This window comes from Curtobacterium pusillum (assembly GCF_013359865.1).
Taxonomy (GTDB): Bacteria; Actinomycetota; Actinomycetes; order Actinomycetales; family Microbacteriaceae; genus Curtobacterium; species Curtobacterium pusillum.
On sequence record NZ_JABMCE010000042.1, the window covers coordinates 1 to 20,364 of the forward strand.

General features: G+C 70.6%; 17 protein-coding genes and 1 other RNA gene. 6 read left to right on the forward strand and 12 right to left on the reverse strand.

Going from position 1 to position 20,364, the window contains the following annotated elements:
• Positions 1–1,031 (forward strand): 2-oxoglutarate dehydrogenase, E2 component, dihydrolipoamide succinyltransferase (gene sucB, locus HP507_RS01245; RefSeq protein WP_175350061.1); only part of this gene is annotated, 1,031 nt, incomplete at its 5' end.
• Between the two features lie 77 nt (positions 1,032–1,108).
• Here sucB and HP507_RS01250 read toward each other — a convergent pair.
• Complete coding sequence (locus HP507_RS01250; protein WP_175350062.1) at positions 1,109–1,888, reverse strand: hypothetical protein; 780 nt, start codon at positions 1,886–1,888, stop codon at positions 1,109–1,111.
• 126 nt (positions 1,889–2,014) lie between these two features.
• Here HP507_RS01250 and HP507_RS01255 point away from each other — a divergent pair, with 126 nt between their 5' ends.
• Positions 2,015–2,743, forward strand: coding sequence for a DUF4191 family protein (locus HP507_RS01255; RefSeq protein WP_175350063.1), 729 nt, complete (start codon positions 2,015–2,017; stop codon positions 2,741–2,743).
• Positions 2,744–2,849: 106 nt separating this feature from the next.
• Here the strand turns inward: HP507_RS01255 and HP507_RS01260 are convergent, their stop codons facing one another.
• Entirely contained in the window at positions 2,850–3,305 is a 456-nt protein-coding gene (locus tag HP507_RS01260) for an RDD family protein (protein WP_175350064.1), read from the reverse strand.
• A 141-nt stretch (positions 3,306–3,446) separates the two neighbouring features.
• Here HP507_RS01260 and glnA (HP507_RS01265) point away from each other — a divergent pair, with 141 nt between their 5' ends.
• The gene (glnA, locus tag HP507_RS01265) at positions 3,447–4,871 is read left to right on the forward strand and encodes a type I glutamate--ammonia ligase (protein ID WP_175350065.1); all 1,425 of its coding nucleotides are present in this window, start codon (positions 3,447–3,449) and stop codon (positions 4,869–4,871) included.
• A 426-nt stretch (positions 4,872–5,297) separates the two neighbouring features.
• Here the strand turns inward: glnA (HP507_RS01265) and HP507_RS01270 are convergent, their stop codons facing one another.
• From HP507_RS01270 to HP507_RS01295, 6 genes are all read right to left on the reverse strand, one after another.
• Positions 5,298–6,725, reverse strand: a complete 1,428-nt coding sequence (locus tag HP507_RS01270; protein WP_175350066.1) for a UDP-glucose dehydrogenase family protein — start codon at positions 6,723–6,725, stop codon at positions 5,298–5,300.
• Positions 6,722–8,242, reverse strand: coding sequence for a glycoside hydrolase family 26 protein (locus HP507_RS01275; protein ID WP_175350067.1), 1,521 nt, complete (start codon positions 8,240–8,242; stop codon positions 6,722–6,724). Before HP507_RS01275 ends, HP507_RS01270 begins: the two co-directional genes overlap by 4 nt.
• Complete coding sequence (locus tag HP507_RS01280) at positions 8,235–9,860, reverse strand: glycosyltransferase family 2 protein (protein WP_175350068.1); 1,626 nt, start codon at positions 9,858–9,860, stop codon at positions 8,235–8,237. Before HP507_RS01280 ends, HP507_RS01275 begins: the two co-directional genes overlap by 8 nt.
• Before the next feature lie 551 nt (positions 9,861–10,411).
• Complete coding sequence (locus tag HP507_RS01285) at positions 10,412–13,387, reverse strand: bifunctional [glutamine synthetase] adenylyltransferase/[glutamine synthetase]-adenylyl-L-tyrosine phosphorylase (protein ID WP_175350069.1); 2,976 nt, start codon at positions 13,385–13,387, stop codon at positions 10,412–10,414.
• Positions 13,388–13,409: 22 nt separating this feature from the next.
• On the reverse strand, positions 13,410–14,747 hold the full coding sequence (glnA, locus tag HP507_RS01290; RefSeq protein WP_175350070.1) for a type I glutamate--ammonia ligase: 1,338 nt from the start codon (positions 14,745–14,747) through the stop codon (positions 13,410–13,412).
• 36 nt (positions 14,748–14,783) lie between these two features.
• A complete protein-coding gene (locus HP507_RS01295; protein WP_175350071.1) occupies positions 14,784–14,963 on the reverse strand; it encodes an SPOR domain-containing protein in 180 nt (59 codons plus the stop codon).
• 208 nt (positions 14,964–15,171) lie between these two features.
• Between HP507_RS01295 and map the strand changes: the two genes are divergently transcribed.
• The 3 genes from map to rnpB all read left to right on the forward strand — a co-directional run bounded on the left by map (position 15,172) and on the right by rnpB (position 17,194).
• Entirely contained in the window at positions 15,172–16,035 is an 864-nt protein-coding gene (map, locus tag HP507_RS01300; RefSeq protein ID WP_175350072.1) for a type I methionyl aminopeptidase, read from the forward strand.
• A gap of 18 nt (positions 16,036–16,053) precedes the next feature.
• On the forward strand, positions 16,054–16,809 hold the full coding sequence (gene ppgK / locus HP507_RS01305) for a polyphosphate--glucose phosphotransferase (protein ID WP_175350073.1): 756 nt from the start codon (positions 16,054–16,056) through the stop codon (positions 16,807–16,809).
• Positions 16,810–16,832: 23 nt separating this feature from the next.
• Positions 16,833–17,194, forward strand: an RNA gene (gene rnpB / locus HP507_RS01310) — RNase P RNA component class A.
• A 129-nt stretch (positions 17,195–17,323) separates the two neighbouring features.
• Here rnpB and HP507_RS01315 read toward each other — a convergent pair.
• The 4 genes from HP507_RS01315 to HP507_RS01330 form a co-directional block, all read right to left on the reverse strand.
• Entirely contained in the window at positions 17,324–18,058 is a 735-nt protein-coding gene (locus HP507_RS01315) for a zinc ribbon domain-containing protein (protein WP_175350074.1), read from the reverse strand.
• A gap of 2 nt (positions 18,059–18,060) precedes the next feature.
• On the reverse strand, positions 18,061–18,906 hold the full coding sequence (locus HP507_RS01320; protein ID WP_175350075.1) for a Nif3-like dinuclear metal center hexameric protein: 846 nt from the start codon (positions 18,904–18,906) through the stop codon (positions 18,061–18,063).
• A 74-nt stretch (positions 18,907–18,980) separates the two neighbouring features.
• Entirely contained in the window at positions 18,981–19,985 is a 1,005-nt protein-coding gene (locus HP507_RS01325) for a hypothetical protein (protein ID WP_175350076.1), read from the reverse strand.
• Between the two features lie 116 nt (positions 19,986–20,101).
• A partial coding sequence (locus HP507_RS01330; RefSeq protein WP_175350077.1) for an RBBP9/YdeN family alpha/beta hydrolase occupies positions 20,102–20,364 on the reverse strand: 263 nt, incomplete at its 5' end.

The window sequence follows — 20,364 nt, forward strand, 5'->3', positions numbered from 1 at the left end:
AGGCCGCTCCGGTCCCGCCGCCCGCCGCCGCCCCGCCGGCTGCCGTTCCGGCCCCGGCAGCCGCTCCCGCCGCATCGGCGCCCGCGCCCGCGGTGCCGAACCCGACGCAGGACGCATCGGCCTCCGGCTACGTCACGCCGCTCGTCCGCAAGCTCGCGAACGAGCAGGGTGTCGACCTGTCGACCGTCACCGGTTCCGGTGTCGGTGGGCGCATCCGCAAGGAGGACGTGCTCGCGGCCGCCGCGAAGGCCCCGGCCGCCGGTGGCTCCGCCGCCGCCGCTGCCCCGGCCGGTCCGTTCGTCGCCGAGGTCTCCCCGCTCCGTGGCACCCGCGAGAAGATGACCCGCCTCCGCAAGGTCGTCGCCGAGCGTGCCGTGCAGTCGATGACCTCGACCGCGCAGCTCACCAGTGTCGTCGAGGTCGACGTGACGAAGGTCGCGCAGTTCCGTGACGCGCACAAGGCCGAGTTCCTCGAGAAGACCGGTTCGAAGCTCTCCTTCATGCCGTTCTTCGCCCTCGCGGCGTCCGAGGCGCTCAAGGCCCACCCGAAGATCAACTCGACCGTGGAGGGCGAGGAGATCGTCTACCCCGAGACCGAGAACGTCTCCATCGCGGTGGACACGGAGCGCGGCCTGCTCACGCCGGTGATCAAGGACGCGGCGTCGCTGAACCTCGCGCAGTTCTCGCAGTCGATCGCGGACCTCGCCGAGCGCACGCGCAACAACCAGCTGAAGCCCGACGAGCTCGCGGGCGGCACGTTCACGCTGACCAACACCGGTTCGCGCGGCGCGCTGTTCGACACCCCCGTGGTGTTCCTCCCGCAGTCGGCGATCCTCGGCACGGGCATCGTGACGAAGCGTCCGGCGGTCGTGAAGGTCGACGGGCAGGAGGCGATCGCGATCCGTTCGTTCGTCTACCTCGCCCTGTCGTACGATCACCGGATCATCGACGGTGCCGACGCGTCGCGCTACCTCGTCGCGGTGAAGAACCGCCTCGAGGAGGGCAACTTCGGCCCGAACCTCGGGTACTGAGGCCGGCACCCGGTCGACGCGAACGGCCCCGATCCGCAGTGGATCGGGGCCGTTCCCCGTTTCCTGGGCAGGTTCGCTCAGCCGAGGGCGAAGACCGCTGCCGCCGTGGCTCCGGCAGCGACCACGACGCCGACGAGCGCGCGTCGGAGCGGCAGGCGACGATCGCCACCGAGCGGGACCCCGCGTTCGACGGTCTCCCGCAGGACCGCCAGGAGCGAGCCGTCGGAGGTCGCCGCCGCGTCCGGGACGCCGACGAGCAGGTCGTCCGTGGGCGGGTCCCAGCGGACCGGTCTCGGCGCCGCGGTCGCGCGAACGCGAGCGAGTGCGGCACGGACGGCGTCCACGTCGCCGTCGAGGGCCTCGGCGAGGGCTGCGTCCACGACCGGTCGTGCCGGGTCACGGTCGTCGGTGCGCTCCCACACCACCCGCGCCGCCAGCACGAGGACCCGGGCGCCGTCCTGGTCGGACCGCCTGACACCGTCGGAACCGGGGGGTCGATCGCACAGCACGACCGCACCCGCGTCGTCCACGAGGACGTCGTCCAGCCCAGCGGCACCGATCCGGACGGCCCCGCAGCGTTCGGTCGCCGCGAGCTCGAGCAGCGGCACGGTCAGGGTCACGGCGACGCCGGTCGTCGGCGTGCCGAGGGTGTCGAGCGCGGAGGACAACGGGGTACCGGCCGGACGGAGGACGTCGACCGCGAGGCGCCCGCCGGGCAGCCGTCCGACGGCGGCGATCGGGACGAGGTGGCGCCCCGCCGACCCTGCGCCGACCGTCGAGCGGTCGGACACCCAGGCGAGGAGCTGACGCTCGTCGTCTGACGCGCACCAGCGGACGTGATCGGTGACCATCTGCATGCCGGACAGCCTGACGGGCGGCGAGGCGCGCCTCCCGGCTCGGACCGTTCCTGTGGAGAACGCTGTTCGCCCACAGCCGGATCACCGACGGTCCGGAGATGTCGACGCAGGCCGTATCCTGGACGCATGGCACGCAGCAGTTCTCAAGGTACGACGGCGAAGGAGCCGGGTCGTCTCAAGCAGATGTACCAGGTCTTCAACATGACCCGTCGGGCGGACCCGAGCTCCGTCTGGTGGTTCGCCCTGGCGTTCGTGGTCCCCGTGGTGCTGGGCGTCCTGCTCGCGCTGCTCCTGCCGGGCCAGAACTGGCTCGCGATCATCCTCTGGATCGTCGCCGGCGTGCTGCTCGGCGTGCTGCTGTTCCTGATCGTCCTCGGCCGCCTCGCCGAACGTGCCGCCTACTCGCAGATCGAGGGCCAGCCGGGTGCCGTCGGGGCCGTGCTGTCGAACTCGCTCCGTCGTCAGTGGCGCTCGAGCGAGATGCCCGTCGCGGTGCACGGCCGTTCGCAGGCCGCCGTCTACCGTGCGGTCGGTACGCCCGGTGTCGTGCTCATCACCGAGGGGCAGCGCGGGAACCTCAGCCGCCAGGTCGACGAGGAGCGCCGCAAGGTCCAGCGGATCGTCCCGAACGTCCCGGTGCACGTCGTGCACGTGGGCACCGGCAAGGACGGAGACGGTGACGACGCCGTCACGCTGCACAAGCTCCCCCGTGCCATGAACAAGTTCAAGAAGGCGCTCAACCGCAACGAGGTCCTGGCGGTCGCGAACCGTCTCGACTCGCTGACGCAGAGCCCCGCCTCGGCCATCCCGAAGGGCATGGACCCGATGCGCGCGCGGGCCGGACGTCCGCGCTGACAAACGCCACCGGCATCCGCAGAACGCCCCCGACCGTGCCAGGTCGGGGGCGTTCTGCCTTCCGGCGGTGTCGGCGGTGTCGGCGCCCGGGCCGCCCCGCGGCCGCTCAGCGGCGGACGAGGACGGTGCCCGCGATCCGGTCGTGCGCCCCGCGGCTGTCACGGTCGATGATGAGCGCCGGCACGACCAGGCAGAGCAGCAGCGTCCGGACCACGGGCCGCCAGACACCGACGTACCCGCCGCGCATCGGCACGACCCGCAAGCCCACGCAGATGTGCCCGAAGGACCCGGACAGCAGGCAGATGAACAGGATCTGCAGTGCCGCGAAGATCGCGATCTGGATCCACGAGTGGGCGATGTCGCCCGATCCGTTCACGGGCGACCACACGCCGGTCACGTACGCGACGAGGTCGGCCAGCGCACCGTCGATGAGCAGCGCGACGATCCGGCGGCCGATGCGCCCGACACTGCGGGGACCCTCTTCCGGAAGACCGAGGTCCTTGCCGGGCCAACCGTCAGGGTGGGCGGACGACGCGGAGGACGGAGTGGTGCTGCGGGCCATGCTCCAAGCGTAGGCGACCACGGCGACGTAACACGGACGAAACAAGGCAGTCACGTCCGGGAAACTCGGTGTCAATAGCCTCGTCGGAGGGTGCACCCGCGGCACCTCCGACATCACCCAACCCCCAGGAGATCGACACACATGTTCAGCGATTCCTCCGAGGTGCTCGCCTTCATCAAGGACACGGACGTCAAGTTCCTCGACATCCGCTTCACGGACCTGCCCGGTGTCCAGCAGCACTTCAACATCCCGGCGTCGACGGTCGACGAGGACTTCTTCTCGGTCGGACAGCTCTTCGACGGCTCCTCGATCCGCGGCTTCGCGTCGATCCACGAGTCGGACATGCAGCTCATCCCCGACGTGACGACGGCCTACATCGACCAGTTCCGCGCCGAGCGCACGCTGATCATGATCTTCGACATCTACAACCCGCGGAACGGCGAGATCTACGGCCGCGACCCGCGCCAGGTGGCGAAGAAGGCGGAGAAGTACCTCGCGTCGACGGGCATCGCGGACACCGCGTTCTTCGCCCCCGAGGCCGAGTTCTACATCTTCGACGACGTCCGCTACTCGGTCACGCAGAACAAGTCGTTCTACTCGGTCGACTCCGAGGAGGGCGCCTGGAACACCGGCCGCGAGGAAGAGGGCGGCAACCTCGCGAACAAGACCCCGTACAAGGGCGGCTACTTCCCGGTCTCCCCGGTCGACAAGACGGCCGACCTGCGCGACGACATCACCCTCAAGCTGATCGAGGCGGGCTTCGAGCTCGAGCGCTCGCACCACGAGGTGGGCACCGGCGGCCAGCAGGAGATCAACTACAAGTTCGACACGATGGTCCACGCCGCGGACGACATCCTCAAGTTCAAGTACATCGTGAAGAACACGGCCGACCAGTGGGGCAAGGTCGCCACGTTCATGCCGAAGCCGCTCTTCGGTGACAACGGCTCGGGCATGCACACCCACCAGTCGCTCTGGTCGGACGGCAAGCCGCTGTTCTACGACGAGAACGGCTACGGCGGCCTGTCGGACGTCGCGCGCTGGTACATCGGCGGCATCCTCAAGCACGCTCCGGCGCTGCTCGCCTTCACGAACCCGTCGATCAACTCGTACCACCGCCTGGTGAAGGGCTTCGAGGCGCCGGTCAACCTGGTCTACTCGGCCGGTAACCGCTCGGCTGCGATCCGCATCCCGATCACGGGCACGAACCCGAAGGCCAAGCGCATCGAGTTCCGCGCGCCGGACGCCGCGGGCAACCCGTACCTCGCCTTCGCCGCGCAGCTCATGGCCGGCCTCGACGGCATCCAGAACCGCATCGAACCGCACGAGCCGGTCGACAAGGACCTCTACGAGCTCCCGCCCGAGGAGGCGAAGGGCATCCCCCAGGTCCCGGGCTCGCTCGACGAGGCGCTCGAGGCGCTCGAGGCGGACCACGAGTTCCTCACGAAGGGCAACGTCTTCACCGAGGACCTCATCCAGACCTGGATCGACTACAAGCGCGAGAACGAGATCCTCCCGCTCGCGCAGCGCCCGCACCCGTTCGAGTACGAGCTCTACTTCGGGGTCTGATCAGCCGAACGCTCCACAAGGGCCCCGCACCGGTTTCCGGTGCGGGGCCCTTGTCGCGAAAGCGACAGACTGGCGCGGAAGTCGGCTAGCAGACTGTCGCTTCGGCGGGGTCAGGGGTGACCGCCTGGAGGCGCGGCGCCGGCCCGGCGGACGTGCGCCGCGCCTCCAGGCGGTCGCGTCCCACCCCGCGGACCCGTGCCCCCTCCGACCCGCCGAAGCGACAGTCTTCCGCCGTGCCGGTCTGTCCCTGGCGCGAAAGCGACAGTGTGTCGCGGAAGTCCCGCGGGAGACTGTCGCTTTCGCGAAGCCGGCTTCGCCGCCCACGCCACGCCGCCGCCCTGCCGCCGGGCGCCGCCGGGCGCCGCCGGGCGCACGAAAGCGGGGTCCGTGCCGCCCCGGCACGGACCCCGCTCGCTGCGGTGACGTCTAGCGCGCTGTGGCCAGCACGTCGTTCGTCCCCGCAGCGACGCTCACGGGTGCACCCGTGACCGGAGTGGGCCGTCCCAGGGAACGGACGGTCCATCCCGCCTTGACCCAGTCGGCGACCGGGAGGCAGTTGCGCGCGTCGATCACGGTCCGGCGCCCGACGATCGAGGCGAGCGCTGCCGGGTCGGCAGCGACGACGTCGTCCCACTCGGTGAGGACGAGCACGACGTCGGCGTCCTCGATCGCACCCTCCATCGAGGACGAGTAGGTGAGGGTCGGGAAGGAGCGACGTGCGGTCTCCATCGCCTCCGGGTCCCACAGGGTGACCTGGGCGCCGCGGAGGTGCAGCGCGGCCGCGACGTTCAGCGCCGGCGAGTCGCGGACGTCGTCGGTGAGGGGCTTGAACGCGGCCCCGACCACGGCGACGCGGCGGTTCAGCACGGAGCCGTCGAGGGCGTCGATCGTCATGTCGATGACGCGCTCGCGCTGCCCCATGTTGATCTCGTCGACCTGCTGCATCAGCCCGACGACCCGGCCGGCGCCGAGCTCGTTCGCGCGGTGCATGAGCGCCCGGATGTCCTTCGGCAGGCAGCCACCGCCGAACCCGAGACCCGCGTTGAGGAACTTCCGGCCGATGCGGGCGTCGTGCCCGAGGGCGTCAGCCAGGGTCGACACGTCGGCGCCGGTGATCGCGCACATCTCGGAGATCGCGTTGATGAACGAGATCTTCGTGGCGAGGAACGCGTTCGCGCTGACCTTGACGAGCTCGGCGGTGGCGAGGTCGGTCGTGATCACCGGGGTGCCCTCGGCGATCGGTGCCGCGTACACCTCGCGGATGACGGCGTCGGCGGCGGGTGAGGCCCCGCCCCACACCAGACGGTCGGGGTGGAGGGTATCGTCGACGGCCTTGCCCTCGCGGAGGAACTCGGGGTTCCAGATGAGTTCCGCGTCGATGCCGGCGGGTGCGAACTCACGGACGATGCCGCGGAGGCGTGCGGCGGTGCCGACGGGCACGGTCGACTTGCCGACGATGAGCCCCGGGTGGGTGAGGTTCTCGGCGACGCCACGGGTGGCGCTCTCCACGTAGGACAGGTTCGCGGCGTGTGAGCCCGCGCGCTGCGGGGTGCCGACGCACACGAAGTGCACGTCCGCTGCCGCCACTGCTGACGCGATGTCGGCGGTGAAGCGGAGCTTGCCGCTGGCGACGTGCTTCGTGATGAGCTCCGGCAGCCCGGGCTCGTAGAACGGGACCTCGCCGGCGGAGAGCGCCGCGAGCTTCGCCGGGTCGACGTCCACGCCGATGGTCTCGAAGCCCATCTCGGCCATCGCGGCTGCATGGGTGGCACCGAGGTAGCCGGTGCCGATGACGCTGATGACGGGTGCGGGACGGGTGTCGGCCGCTGCGGACGACTTCTTGGACGCGGTCATTGCTTGACCTCCTGCAGGTCGTAGTCGATGTCGGTGCGCTTGATGCCGTCGGCGAAGGCCTGGAGGCTGTCCGATCGGGAGTCGAGGCGCCAGTCGTTGGTGGTGCGCGTGCCGTCGACGATGGTCGTCGCGGTCTCGCTGAAGTACGCGAAGCCGATGATGTCGCGGTTCGCGGGGTCGGCCAGGGCGTCGAAGAGGGAGTTGATCCACTGCGACTTCTGCGAGTTGGACGCGCTCCCCCCGGTCTCGGTGGCACCGATCTCGTTGAGGACGATCCCCTTGCCCGGTGCGACCTGCCGGATCTGCCCGAGCGTGGCACCGAAGGTGTTCTGGAACGTCGGCTCCTCGGTGGTGTCGCGGTAGTAGCCGCTCATGCCGACCCAGTCCACGTACTGCGAACCCGGGTAGTAGTTCCGCAGGTAATCGAGCGTCTGGTACTTCGTGTTGCCGAGCTTGTCGATGCGCGACGGCGACCAGTCCCAGATGGCGTACTGGTTCGCGCCGTTGTCCTGGAAGACCTGCCACACGTGCTTCCACATCGCGGTGTAGGAGCCGGCGGCGTTCTGCTGCTTCGTGGACTCGGACCAGTTGTACCACTGGCCGTTCATCTCGTGGTCGAAGCGGATGACGAGCGGCATGCCGTTCGCCTTGAGCGCCTGCGCGTACTTCGTCAGGTAGGCGTCGAACTTGCCCGAGATGACGTCCTCGTTCGTGTAGCCCTCGACGTACGGTTCGTCGTTGCCGGTCTTGGCGGGCGCGGACTCCCACGTCATCATCGGCAGGCGGCCGTTCGCCCAGGAGCGCTGGACGGCGTTCGCGTTGAAGTCCTGGTCGAAGCCCTGGAAGAACCCGACCATGTTCGTCGCCTTCCCGACCTCCTTGGACACCTGGTCGTACTCGGACCAGTTGAAGGGCGACTGCGCGGTGTAGAGGCCGTACCAGCGGGACTGCTGCCCGAGGATCTGCGCCTTGGTGGGCGTGCTGATCGGCGTCGTCGTCGGGTCGGTCGACGGCCCGGCGTTCGCGTTCGTCACGCCGCCGGAACCGGAGCCGCTCCCCGAGCCGGAGCCGCTGCCCGAGCCGCTGCCGGAGCCGGAGCCGGCCGCGTTCACGGTGGAACCCGACCCGCCGGAGGAGGACGCGCCTCCCGAACCGCTCTCGGCGGCACCGAGCTCGGACTGCAGCGACGCGATCTGCGCCTTGAGCTGGGTGATCTGGTCGGCACGCGAGCCGGCCTGGGCGGTCGAGGAGTCGAGCTTGCCCTCGAGCGACCAGATCTTCTTCTGGGCGGCGGTGAGCTTCGTCTGGAGCTCGGCGGCCGAGACCTTCTTCTTCGGCGGCGTGACGCCGAGCGCCTGGTGGACCGCGGTGGACACGGAACCCGTCGGGGAGACCCAGACGTTCCAGGTGATGAGTCCGAGGACGAGGACGATGGCGGTGGTGCCGACTGCGGTGAGTCGTGCGTGCTTGCTGGACTGGGCCCACCAGGCACCTGAAGAGCGGATGAGGTCAGACAATGAGGAAGGCCTCCAGGGCGAAGATCGCGAAGCCGATGCAGTACGGGATCGCGGCGTACGGGTTGTACCGGCGGACGCGTGCCGGCGCGGGTGCCGACGTCCGGACCGACTGCACCGCAGTGGCTGCCGAACGCCGGGTCGCGAGCACCGTCGCGGTGGAGTTGGTGGTGGCGTCCGCGCCGAACAGTTCGTCGAACGCCCGGTCGGCGGCACGCTGGTCGTCGGCGTACGCCGGGTCCGTGGCGAGGGCCGCCCGAGCGCGGTCGGTGGCGTCCACCGGACCTGCGGGTGCGGCGTCGATCGGGCTGACCGGGGTCTGCGTCGCGATGGCCGGCGGCTGCACGGCGTCGCCCGGGTCCTCCTCCATCGGTCCCCCGGCGTAGGCGCCGGCGCGGGTCCCCCACCCGGACGCGTGCGCCAGGCGGAAGAAGCCGAGGAGTCGGATCGGCATGAGGAAGAACGTCGACACGATGATGAACATCGGCAGGCGGAAGAAGTCGCTCGGCTTCTCGGCCAGGTGGCGCATCTGGCGGATCGCCATGCTCAGCACGCTCGAGACCACCATGAGCCCGGCGACGTAGATGAAGCCGGTGGAGAACCCGTACTGGTGCAGGATGCCCTGGTACAGGTTCTCGCCCTGCCCGGTGAGGCCGCGGTAGACCCAGCCGGCGATCACGCCGAAGAGCATGAACGGCAGGATGATGTCCGTCAGGAAGAACAGCGCGAGGATCGGCGCGTGGCCGAGCATCCACGGGAGCATCCGCAGCGTGTTGTACTGCGAACCACGAGCCCAGCGGAGCTGCTGCTTGAAGAGCTTCTTCACCTGGAGCGGGGCGTCCGTGTAGACCAGCGACGTGTACTGGTAGACGGTGCGGTACCCCTCCTTGAGCGTGAGGTTCGTCAGCGTCCGGTCGTCGGACACCTCGAGGAACACGCCCATGAACTTCTCGTGCATGAAGCGGTCCATGACCCGCACGAGGATGTCCCGGCGGAAGGCGATCGTGCGACCGGGCAGGCAGCCGATCTGGCCCAGGACGCTCTGCGCGGGCATCGAGTACAGCGCGCGGGAGTTCTCCAGCCAGTCCGCCCAGCGGGTAATCCAGGAGCGGGTCGGCTCGAGGATGCGCTGCCGCGTCGTGACGCCGCCGACGGATGCGTCGGCGAACGGCTTGAGCAACTCCGGGAGCGTGCCCGGCGTCCACACCGTGTCCGAGTCGACGAGCACGGTGATGTCGCCGTTGGACATCTCGGTGCCGACCTTGACGGCGTTGCGCTTGCCGGGGATGGGCGTGTGGGTCCAGCGGACGAGCGGGGCGAACTCGTCGCAGACCATCTCGAGCGCCTCGTTCTTCGCGCCGTTGATGACGACGATGATCTCGCCGGGACCCTGTTCGACCATGCGGCCGATCACGTCGCGGAAGAGGTCGATCGGTTCGTCCACGACGGGGACGACGACGCTCGTGGTGCCGGTGTAGGTGCCGGTGTAGGGGCGGTAGCGGGCGGAGAGGACGACCTTGAGCAACCAGAGCAACCAGATCACCGCGGAGTACACGGCGAACAGGTAGAACTCGGGGTGCCCGTCGACCATCTGCCGGATCTGCAGAATGAAGGTGAACATCGATCCCTGCTTCAACGTTCGAGGTGGAGATTCCGCTTCATCGGGGAATCAGGGTCGGTTCGGGTGCTCCCATTGATGCAGAAACGTGATGCTCCTCGCAACACGACCCCCTTCCGGGGGTGTTACGGGGACGTTACGGGGTACACCGTGGTCCCCCACCGGGTGCAGCGGCCTTGTCCGCACTGCTGCTGACAACGCTCCGGCGGACGCCGTTCACCCTGCCGCGCACCCCGCGCGGCGCGGTCGACGGCCTGGAGGCGCGGCGTGCGACGACGAGAAATCCCCGTTCACGACGGGGTGGCCGGGCGCGGCGCGAGGCGTGCGGGATGCGACGTCCCGGACGGCGCGCCCGGTTGGTCACGGTGCGGTAACGGAGCGATGCATCGAACGCCCCGGGGTACACGTGAGCGCCGAACGGGGGACGTCGAAGGTTACGGGGAATTCACTTTCGAGGACATGTCAACTCGCTCCGAAACACGTCGACCCGGGCGTGTCGCGAGCGCTTCCGACCCGTCGACCAGGCGTGTCGCGAGCGCTTCCGACGGCGTCCGTCAGGCGCCGTAGAACTCGCGTTCGAACACCTGACGAGCACGCCGCGTGACACCGAGGTAGTCGTCCTCGAGCTGCGACGCCGACCCGGGCGGGTACTCCATCAGCCGGGCGATGCCCTCGAGCTGCACCCGGTCCACGGGCAGCACGTCGGTGGTCTTGCCGGACCAGAGCACGAGGGCGCTGCGCGTCCGTGAGGCGAAGCGCCACGCCGCCCCCAGCCGTTCCGCGTCCTCGGCGCCAACGAGTCCGGCCTCGGCCGCCGCATCGAGGGCCTCGAGCGTCGACGTGGTGCGGAGCCCGGGGACGGTCAACGCGTGCTGCAGCTGCAGCAGCTGGACGAACCACTCCACGTCGCTGAGGGAGCCCCGGCCGAGCTTGAGGTGGCGTGCGGGGTCGGCACCACGCGGCAGCCGTTCGGACTCGACCCGGGCCTTGATGCGCCGGACCTCCCGCACCTGCTGGTCGTCGATGTGCTCCGGGTAGCGCGTGCGGTCGGCGAGGTGCTCGAAGTCACGGAGCAGCTGCTCGTCCCCGACCGCGCCACGGGCACGGAGCAGGGCCTGGGCCTCCCACGTGAGCGACCAGCGGGCGTAGTAGGCGCCGTAGGACTCGAGCGTGCGCACCACCGGGCCGTTCTTGCCCTCCGGCCGGAGGTCGATGTCGAGCTCGAACGGGTGGATGGCGTCGTCGGTGAGCCGGGCGAGTTCCCGCACGATGGTCTGGGCCGCGCGCGAGGCCTGCTCGGACGGGAGGTCGTCCTCTCGGGCGCGGTGGACGTAGAGGACGTCGGCATCGGAGCCGAAACCGAGCTCCCGCCCACCGAACCGCCCCATCGCGATCACGCCGAACTCGAGGCCGGCCGGGGCGTCCCGGCGCGCCAGCGTCAGTGCCCCCGCGAGGGTCGTCTCGGTGACGTCGCTCAGGGCCGGACCGAGGGCGTCGACGTCGAGGTACCCGAGCACGGCCGCCATGCCGAGGCGGAGGGTCTCACGGCGCCGGGCGGACCGGACGAGGGCGGCAGCACCGTCGACGTCGTCCCCGTGCCGTGCGGTCGTCGCCGTGACCTCGGCCAGCAGGGACTCGATCGGGCGTGGGCGCAGCAGCGTGTCGGGCTCGTCGAGCCACGCCACGGCCTCGGGGAAGCGTTCCAGCAGCCCGGACAGGAAGGCCGACTCGGACAGGACCGTGGTGAGCGAGTGCGCCGCACCCGACGAGTCGCGGAGCATGCGGAGGAACCAGCTGGACTCCCCCAGGGTGTCGCTCAACCGGCGGAAGGCCAGGAGCGCCCGGTCCGGCGCGGGTCCCTCCGCCATCCAGCGCAGGAGCACCGGCAGGAGGTTCCGCTGGATCGCCGCACGCCGACTCGTGCCCTGCGTCAGCGCACGGATGTGACTCAGGGCGCCTGCCGGGTCGGCGAATCCGATCGCCCCGAGGCGGTCGACGGCCTGGTCGCTCGTGAGGACGATGTCGCCGTCGCTCGCGGCCACGGCCGACAGCAGCGGACGGTAGAAGAGGCGCTCGTGCAGGCCGCGGACCTCGAGCTTCACCCCGCGCCAGCGTGCCTCGAGCGCGGAGGCGGACTTCGCGAGGCCGCTCGACCGCGCGAGGACACGCAGTTCCTCCTCGTCGGAGGGCATGAGGTGCGTGCGCTGCAGGCGACGGAGCTGGATGCGGTGCTCGAGCACGCGGAGCAGGGCGTAGTCCGGACCGAAGCGCGCGGCCTCGGGACGACCGACGTAGCCCGCGGCGGTCAGGGCGTCCATGGCCTCGAGCGTCGAGCGGACCCGGACGGACTCGTCGTCCCGGCCGTGCACGAGCTGCAGGAGCTGCACGGTGAACTCGACGTCGCGCAGGCCACCGGGACCGAGCTTGAGCTGTCGGTCGACCTCGGCGTCCGGGATGTGCTCGGTGACCCGCTCCCGCATCCGCTGCACCGACTCGACGAACCCCGGGCGCTTCGCCGAGTTCCACACGAAGGGGGCCACCGCGTCGGCGTAGCGTTCCCCGAGGTCCGACGACCCGGCGATCGGACGCGCCTTGAGCAGCGCCTGGAACTCCCACTCCTTCGCCCAGCGCTCGTAGTACGCCACGTGGGAGTCGAGCGTCCGGACGAGGGCGCCGTCCTTGCCTTCGGGCCGGAGGTTCGCGTCGACCTCCCACAGGGCCGGCTCCGCCGCGAGGTCGGTGATGGCGTGGGTGGCCGCGATGGCCAGGCGCGTCGAGATGAGCACGGCACGGTCGGTACCGACGCCCGTGCCGGACTCCTCGTCGAGTGTCGGCTCCGTGACGAAGATGACGTCGACGTCGCTGACGTAGTTGAGCTCACGGGCCCCGGCCTTGCCCATCGCGAGGACCGCGAGCGGGGTCGCCGCGACGTCCGCGGCGGGGAACGGGACCTCGCGCCGGGCGATGTCCACCGCCGTCTCGAGCGCAGCCCCCGCGAGGTCGGCCAACCCGGCCGCCACCGCGGGGAACGCCTCGGTCGGTGAGGCGTTCAGGACGTCGAACAGCGCGATCTGCGCCAGGTGCCGGCGGTAGCGGACCCGCAGCCGGAGCCGGGCGTCCTCACCGGTGGTGCCGTCGACCGCGGCGCGCAGCGACTCGGTGTACTGCTCCTGCGACCACGGCTCCGTGACGGGCTCGAGCAGCAGTGCGATCTCGGCCGGACGACGGTGCAGGAACTCGCCGAGCCCGACCGACGCGCCGAGCAGGCGGACGAGGCGCTCCGTGGCGGCCTCGTCGTCGAGGACCGGGCGGAGTTCGTCCGGCGCGCGCTCGAGCAGCCGCTCGAGCGCGCGGAGCGCGCCGTCCGGGTCGGCGGTGGCCCCCCAGGACGCATCCGACCCGGAGAACGGGAGCGGCACGTCGGGGCCGAACCGCGCCTCCAGGTCGGTGATGCGTTCCAGGCTCTCCGACAGCTCCGCGAAGCCTAGGCGGGCGAGTTCGGAACGCGACGTCGTCGTCCGACCGGTCATCTGGTGCGCGCTCCCGGAACCGTCAGAGCGCGCCGAGGTTCGTGTCGAGCTCGAACGGCGTGACCTGGTCGCGGTAGCGCTTCCACTCCTGCCGCTTGTTCAGGAGCACGAAGTTGAAGACCTGCTCGCCGAGCGTCTCCGCCACGAGCTCCGAGTCCTCCATGAGGCTCAGGGCGTGGTCGAGGCTCGCCGGGAGCTGGCTGTACCCGAGGGCCTTCCGCTCGGAGTCCGTGAGGCTCCAGACGTTGTCCTCGGCCTCGGGCGGGAGCTCGTAGCCCTCCTCGATGCCCTTGAGGCCCGCGGCGAGCAGGAGCGAGTACGCGAGGTACGGGTTCGCCGCCGAGTCGATGCCGCGGTACTCGATGCGCGAGGACTGGCCCTTGTTCGGCTTGTACAGCGGGACGCGCACGAGCGCCGAACGGTTGTTGTGACCCCACGTCACGAACGACGGGGCCTCGTCGCCGCCCCAGAGGCGCTTGTACGAGTTCACGAACTGGTTCGTGACCGCCGTGATCTCCGGAGCGTGCTTGAGGACGCCCGCGATGAACTGCTTCGCCGTCTCGGACAGCTGGTACTGGCCGCCGGCCTCGTAGAAGGCGTTCTGGTCGCCCTCGAACAGGGAGACGTGCGTGTGCATGCCCGAACCCGGCTGGCCGGAGATCGGCTTCGGCATGAACGTCGCGTACACGCCCTGTTCGATCGCGACCTCCTTCACGACGGTGCGGAAGGTCATGATGTTGTCCGCCATCGTCAGCGCGTCGGCGTACCGGAGGTCGATCTCGTTCTGGCCGGGACCGGCCTCGTGGTGGCTGAACTCCACCGAGATGCCGAGGTCCTCGAGCATCCGGACGGAACGCCGGCGAAAGTCGTGCGCGCTGCCCCCGGGGACGTTGTCGAAGTATCCGGCGCGGTCGACGGGCTGCGGGCCGCCGTCCTTCCACTCGCGGCTCTTCAGCAGGTAGAACTCGATCTCGGGGTGCGTGTAGAAGGTGAAGCCGCGCTCGCTCGCCTTCGCCAGGGTGCGCTTCAGGACGTTCCGCGGGTCGGCCACGGCGGGCTGCCCGTCCGGCGTCGTGATGTCGCAGAACATCCGCGCCGTCGGGTCGATCTCGCCGCGCCACGGCAGGATCTGGAACGTGGAGGGGTCCGGGTGGGCGAGGACGTCCGCCTCGTAGGAGCGGGTCAGCCCCTCGATCGCGGAGCCGTCGAACCCGATGCCCTCGGCGAAGGCGCCCTCGACCTCGGCCGGGGCGATCGCCACCGACTTCAGCGTCCCGATGACGTCCGTGAACCAGAGTCGGATGAACTTGATGCCGCGCTCCTCGATGGTGCGGAGCACGAAGTCCGTCTGCTTGTCCATTGACGCCCTTTCCGTGGTGCAGCTGGGGTGATCAGCCTATTGGTCTTCGTCGTCCCAGCGCTCGTTGTTCGCCTTGATCCGGTCCAGGGCGTGTTGCGCCTCCTCGCGCGTGGCGAACGGGCCGATGCGGTCGCGCTGCGGCGACTGCGGGCCCTGCTCGACGGCGTGCGTCTTCTCGTTGAACCACCACTGGGACTCGATGCGTTCGTCGCTCATACCGCCAACGTACCGACGAGGCGCCCGACCCTCCCCGCAAAACGCAACCTTGACGGTTGCTCGCAGCGGTATGACGCTGCGAGAAGCCGCGCACGTTGCGCTTTGCGGGATGGCGAACGCCTGGAGGCGCGGTGCCCGTCCGACGGACCGGCACCGCGCCTCCAGGCGGTTGCGCTGGGCGCGGTGCGCCGCGGCTAGAGTGGTCGGCATGCCCCGGGACGAACACGGACACCTGACCGCTGGCCGAATCTCCCCGCAGCGGGCCGTCCCGAAGGACATCGAGCGTCCGGAGTACGTCGGCAAGGCCGAGCCGCACGAGCACGGCCTCGGCGACACGTACACCCCGGACGAGGTCGAGCGGATCCGGACCGCCGGGCGCATCGCCTCGCAGGCCATCGACGCCGTGGGCGAGGCCATCCGTCCGGGCGTCACCACCGACGAGCTCGACCGCATCGGTCACGAGTTCGTCGTCTCACACGGCGCCTACCCCTCCACGCTCGGCTACCGCGGTTACCCGAAGTCCCTCTGCTCGAGCGTCAACGAGGTCATCTGCCACGGGATCCCCGACGACACCGTCCTGCAGGAGGGCGACCTCGTCAACATCGACATCACCGCCTACAAGGACGGGATGCACGGCGACACGAACCGCACGTTCATCGTCGGCCAGGCGTCGCAGGAGGTCACCGACCTCGTGGAGCGCACGCGAGTCGCCATGGAGCGCGGCATCAAGGCCGTCGCCCCGGGCCGCCAGGTGAACGTCATCGGCCGCGCGATCGAGGCCTACGCGAAGCGCTTCGGCTACGGCGTCGTCCGCGACTACACCGGCCACGGCGTCGGGCGGGCCTTCCACTCCGGGCTGATCATCCCCCACTACGACGCACCGCGCTTCGACGACGTCATCGAGCCGGGCATGGTGTTCACCATCGAGCCGATGCTCACCCTCGGCGGCATCGAGGCCGACATCTGGGCCGACGACTGGACCGTCTCCACGCGGGACAAGTCCTGGACCGCACAGTTCGAACACACCCTCGTCGTCACCGAGCGTGGCGCCGAGCTCCTCACCGTCTCCTGACCCTTGAAAGGCACAATCATGACCTCCCTCGCAGTCGGCGTCGACATCGGCGGAACGGGCATCAAGGGCGCGATCGTCGACGTCTCCACCGGTGAACTCACCACCGACCGGATCAAGAAGGCCACGCCCGAGGGCGGCAAGCCGCAGGACATCGTCGCCGTTGCCGCGTCGATCCTCGAGGAGCTCGCGCCGGCGGCGGACGTCCCGGTCGGCGTCTGCTTCCCCGCGATCGTCCGCGGCGGCAAGACCATGTCGGCCGCGAACGTCTCCAAGAAGTGGATCGGCTTCGAGGCCGAGGCGCTGTTCGAGAAGGAGCTCGGCCGCTCCATCCACTTCGTCAACGACGCCGACGCCGCCGGGTTCGCCGAGCAGCAGTTCGGCGCGGCGAAGGGCAAGGACGGGCTCGTCATCGTGACGACGCTCGGCACCGGCATCGGCACGGCGCTCATCAACGACGGTGTGCTCATCGTGAACTCGGAGCTCGGACACCTCGAGATCGACGGGCACGACGCCGAGTCGCGGGCCTCGTTCGCCGCCAAGGAGCGGGACGACCTGTCGTGGAAGCACTGGGCGAAGCGGCTGCAGAAGTACTACTCCACGCTCGAGGCGCTGCTGTCCCCGGAGCTCTTCGTCGTCGGTGGTGGCGTGTCGAAGCAGTACGAGGAGTTCCTGCCGCTGCTCGACCTGCAGGCGGACATCATCCCGGCGACGCTCCGCAACAACGCGGGCATCATCGGCGCGGCGACCCTCGCGGCGCGTTCGAAGTCGGATTAGTCAACTAAACTCGATCACGCGAATGGGTCGGTGAGACGGTCGCGTCACTCCCTGCGGGAGTGCCGAGGAACGTCCGGGCTCCACAGAGCAGGGCGGTGGGTAACACCCACCCGGAGCAATCCGCGAGACAGTGCCACAGAAAGCAGACCGCCGGCGGCGACGTCGGTAAGGGTGAAACGGTGGTGTAAGAGACCACCAGGGGTCCGGGTGACCGGATCCGCTCGGTAAACCTCGCCCGGAGCAAGGTCAGACAGAGGACGTCGAGGCTGCTCGCTGAGTCCTCGGGTAGACCGCTGGAGGCCGACGGCAACGTCGGTCCGAGAGAGATGGCCGTCACCGCCGCGCGAGCGGCGGGACAGAACCCGGCGTACGGCCGGCCCATTCGCACCCTCCGCCACCGGCCGAGGTTCGGCGCGCCCGAGACTCGGCGCACGCGAACGCGAACGCGCCCCACGACGGACGGGAGGCGCGGTGCCGGCCCGCACCGCGCCTCCCGTCCGTCAGGCGGTCGCGTCTACAGACTGGACTCGGCCGTGCGCACCAGGATCGCGTCGCTGTCCGGGCAGAGCACCACGTCGTCGGGGGCGGCCTGCCGGATCGCCTGCAGGTCGGAGTTAGTGAGCGTCACACCGGACGCCGTCGACACCCCGCCCTGCAGCAGCGACGCGCCGAACCCGTACCGGGCCCGCTGCCGGTCGTACAGCGCGAGGAGGTCCGCCGGCACCTTCGCTGCGACGGCGGCCCGGCTCTGCGTCGCGGATTCCCGGTCGGACTCGAGCCGGGCGATCTCGGCGTCGCGCTCGGCGACCAGTCCGGCACGGGCGGCCTCGACGTCGGCGAGCTGCGCTTCGACGTCGCCGACGCGGGCGCGGAAGCCGTCGAGGTTCTCCATGACCTCGAGCTCGGCCGTCTCGAGGTCACCGATGCGACGCTGCAGCGACTCGAGCTCGCTCTGCAGGCCGGCGGCGTCCTTCGCGCTGGAGACGTGCTGCAGCATGGTGGTGTCACGCTCGACGCGCGCCTGCGCCGTCGCGGTGTCGGACTCGAGGCGGGCGAGCTCACGCTCGGCGTCCTCGACCTGGCCGGTCGCGGCGGCGAGCTGCGCGCGCAGACCGGCGGCTGTGGTGCCGAGCTCGGTGAGCCGGTCGCCCTTCTGCAGCGCGGTGATGCGGTGCGCGATCCGGGTGACGTCGTTGTCGAGTCGCTGGACGTCGAGGAGGATGACCTGGTCCTCGGGTGCTGCCTTCATGGTCAGACTCCTTCAGTGTCGGTGGTGGGTTCGGCGGCCGGCAGGACGGCGAAGTCCCACGGGTCGGTGCGGAGGTCGCTCACGGTGACGCGGACGCCGGCGGCACGGCGCAGCTGCTCGGCGGCGACGTCGAGCCAGAGCCACTCGGTCGCCCAGTGCGACGTGTCGATCAGCGCCGGCCCGCCGCCGAGCAGCGCCTGCTCGCGGAACTCGGACGCCGGGTGGTGCCGGAGATCGCTCGTGACGTAGACGTCCGCGCCGAGCACGGCGGGGTGGCGGAGGTAAGCGTCGCCCGCGCCGGCGCAGAGCGCGACCGAGCGGACCGGCTGGTCGAAGTCACCGGAGACCCGGACCCCCGTGGCGGTCCCTGGGAGGACGTCGACGAGCGCCCGGGCGAGCGTTCCGAGGGTGGTCGGTTCGGCCAGCGTGCCGACGCGACCGATGCCCGTCGAGGGGTCCGCCCCGGGCTCGAGCGGGCTCTGGTCGGTGAGACCGAGGCGGTCCGCGAGCACGGCCGAGGTGCCGGTCGTGACGACGTCGGCGTTCGTGTGCGCGGCGACGAGTGCCGTGCCACCGCGGACGAGGGTCGTGAGCACGCTGCCCTTGTAGGTCGACTCGGCGATGGTCGTCACGCCACGGAGCAGGAGCGGGTGGTGCGTGAGCAGGAGGTCGGCGCCGAGGTCGACCGCCTCGTGCGCGGTCGCTGGGACCGCGTCGACCGCCAGGTGGACGTGCTCGATCGCCTGGCCGGGATCGCCTGCGACGAGGCCGACGGCGTCCCACGACTCGGCGCCGGCGGCGGGCCACAGGTCCTCGATCACGGCCTGGAGTTCGCGGAGCGTCGGCATCCCGTCAGTCTACCGAGACGACCGGGTCACGGAGGCGCCTGTGGACGGCGGAGAGCCCGGAGCGGGGTTGTGGATCAGCGTCCGAACGCGTGCAGGATGCGGGCGACGAGTCGCGACCACCAGCCGACGGGAGCGGTGTCCTCGCCCTCGTTCGACTTCTCGGTGACGCCGGTCGCCTGGTCCGCCGCGGCAGCCGGGGTGACCGCCTCGGGCAGGACGACCGGCGTGCTCGCGGTCGCGCCGCTGTGTGCCGTGAGCGCGGCGGCGAACGCGGCGCGGTCGATGACCGTCGGCCCGGTGGCGGGCTGGACGAGCGGGGCGGGTCGCGTGTTCGCGGACACCGGCGAGACGACCGGGAGGGACAGCACCGGACGAGCGGGCTCGTCACGGTTCAGGACGGTCGCCTCGTCCCCCACCGGTTCGGGGGCGTCGATCGCGTCGACGACCTCGGTGGCCTCGACGAGCGCGGGCGCGGGCGGCCGGACCGCGACGACGGTGCCGGTGGCGGCGCGGCGTGCGGCTGCGCGGTCACGACGGTCGGCCTCGAGTGCGGCGTCCGCGAGCAGGTCGGCGAAGACGGTGTGGGCGAAAGCACGGGCGGCCTCGACCTCCGGGTCGCTGCTCCCGGCGACGGTGGCCTCCCACGCGGCGAGGCGTGCGAGGTCCTCGTCGCGACGGCGGACCTCGTCCTCGAGGATCACGATGCGCTCGACCGTGGTACGCCCGCTGGAAGCGGACACCTGCACGGCGAGGTCCTCGATGCGGAGGGCGATGCGTTCCGGGGGCTCGGGGAAGGACGGCGCGCAGACCGCGGCGTGCCGTGCACGGTCGCGGCGGCGACGGAAGGCGGAGTCGTCGACCGGCGAGACGACGCCGTCCTCCGACTCGGTGACGGTCGTGGCGGGTTCGACTGCGGCGTCCGACGCTGCGTCCGGTCGCTGCACGGGCCCGGTGACCGGCGGGACCACGAGGTCCGACAGGTACGGGGCGCGCGTCGCCGGGGCGTCACGGAGCCACTCCTCGAGCTCGCGACCGAAGGGGTCGACGAGGGGGGTGCGTGCACCGGACTGCGTTTCCATGCTCGGAGGATAAATATCGCGGGGCTCATCTCCGTGGACATCCGCGGTGTGTCGCCGGAGCCCCTGCCATATCGGGCGGAATGTGAACGGCGTGTCGCGCGGCCCTGCGCGAGGGGTCACAGCGTGCGCTCGAAGTCCTCCAGCAGCGCACGACCCGCCGGCCAGGAACCGATGCCGCTGGCGACGTTGACGTGGCCCAGGGCGCCGACCCGGACGACGTCCGCGCCGAGGGCTCCGGCGAACGCGACGGCCCGGTCGGCCGAGCAGTACGGGTCGTCGTCGCTGACCACCATGCGCAGCGGGGCGACCGGCGACGCGGCCCCGACGGCCCCGGCCCCGGTCGGCGCGACCGGGGCGGCCCCGGTCCCGGTCGGCGCGG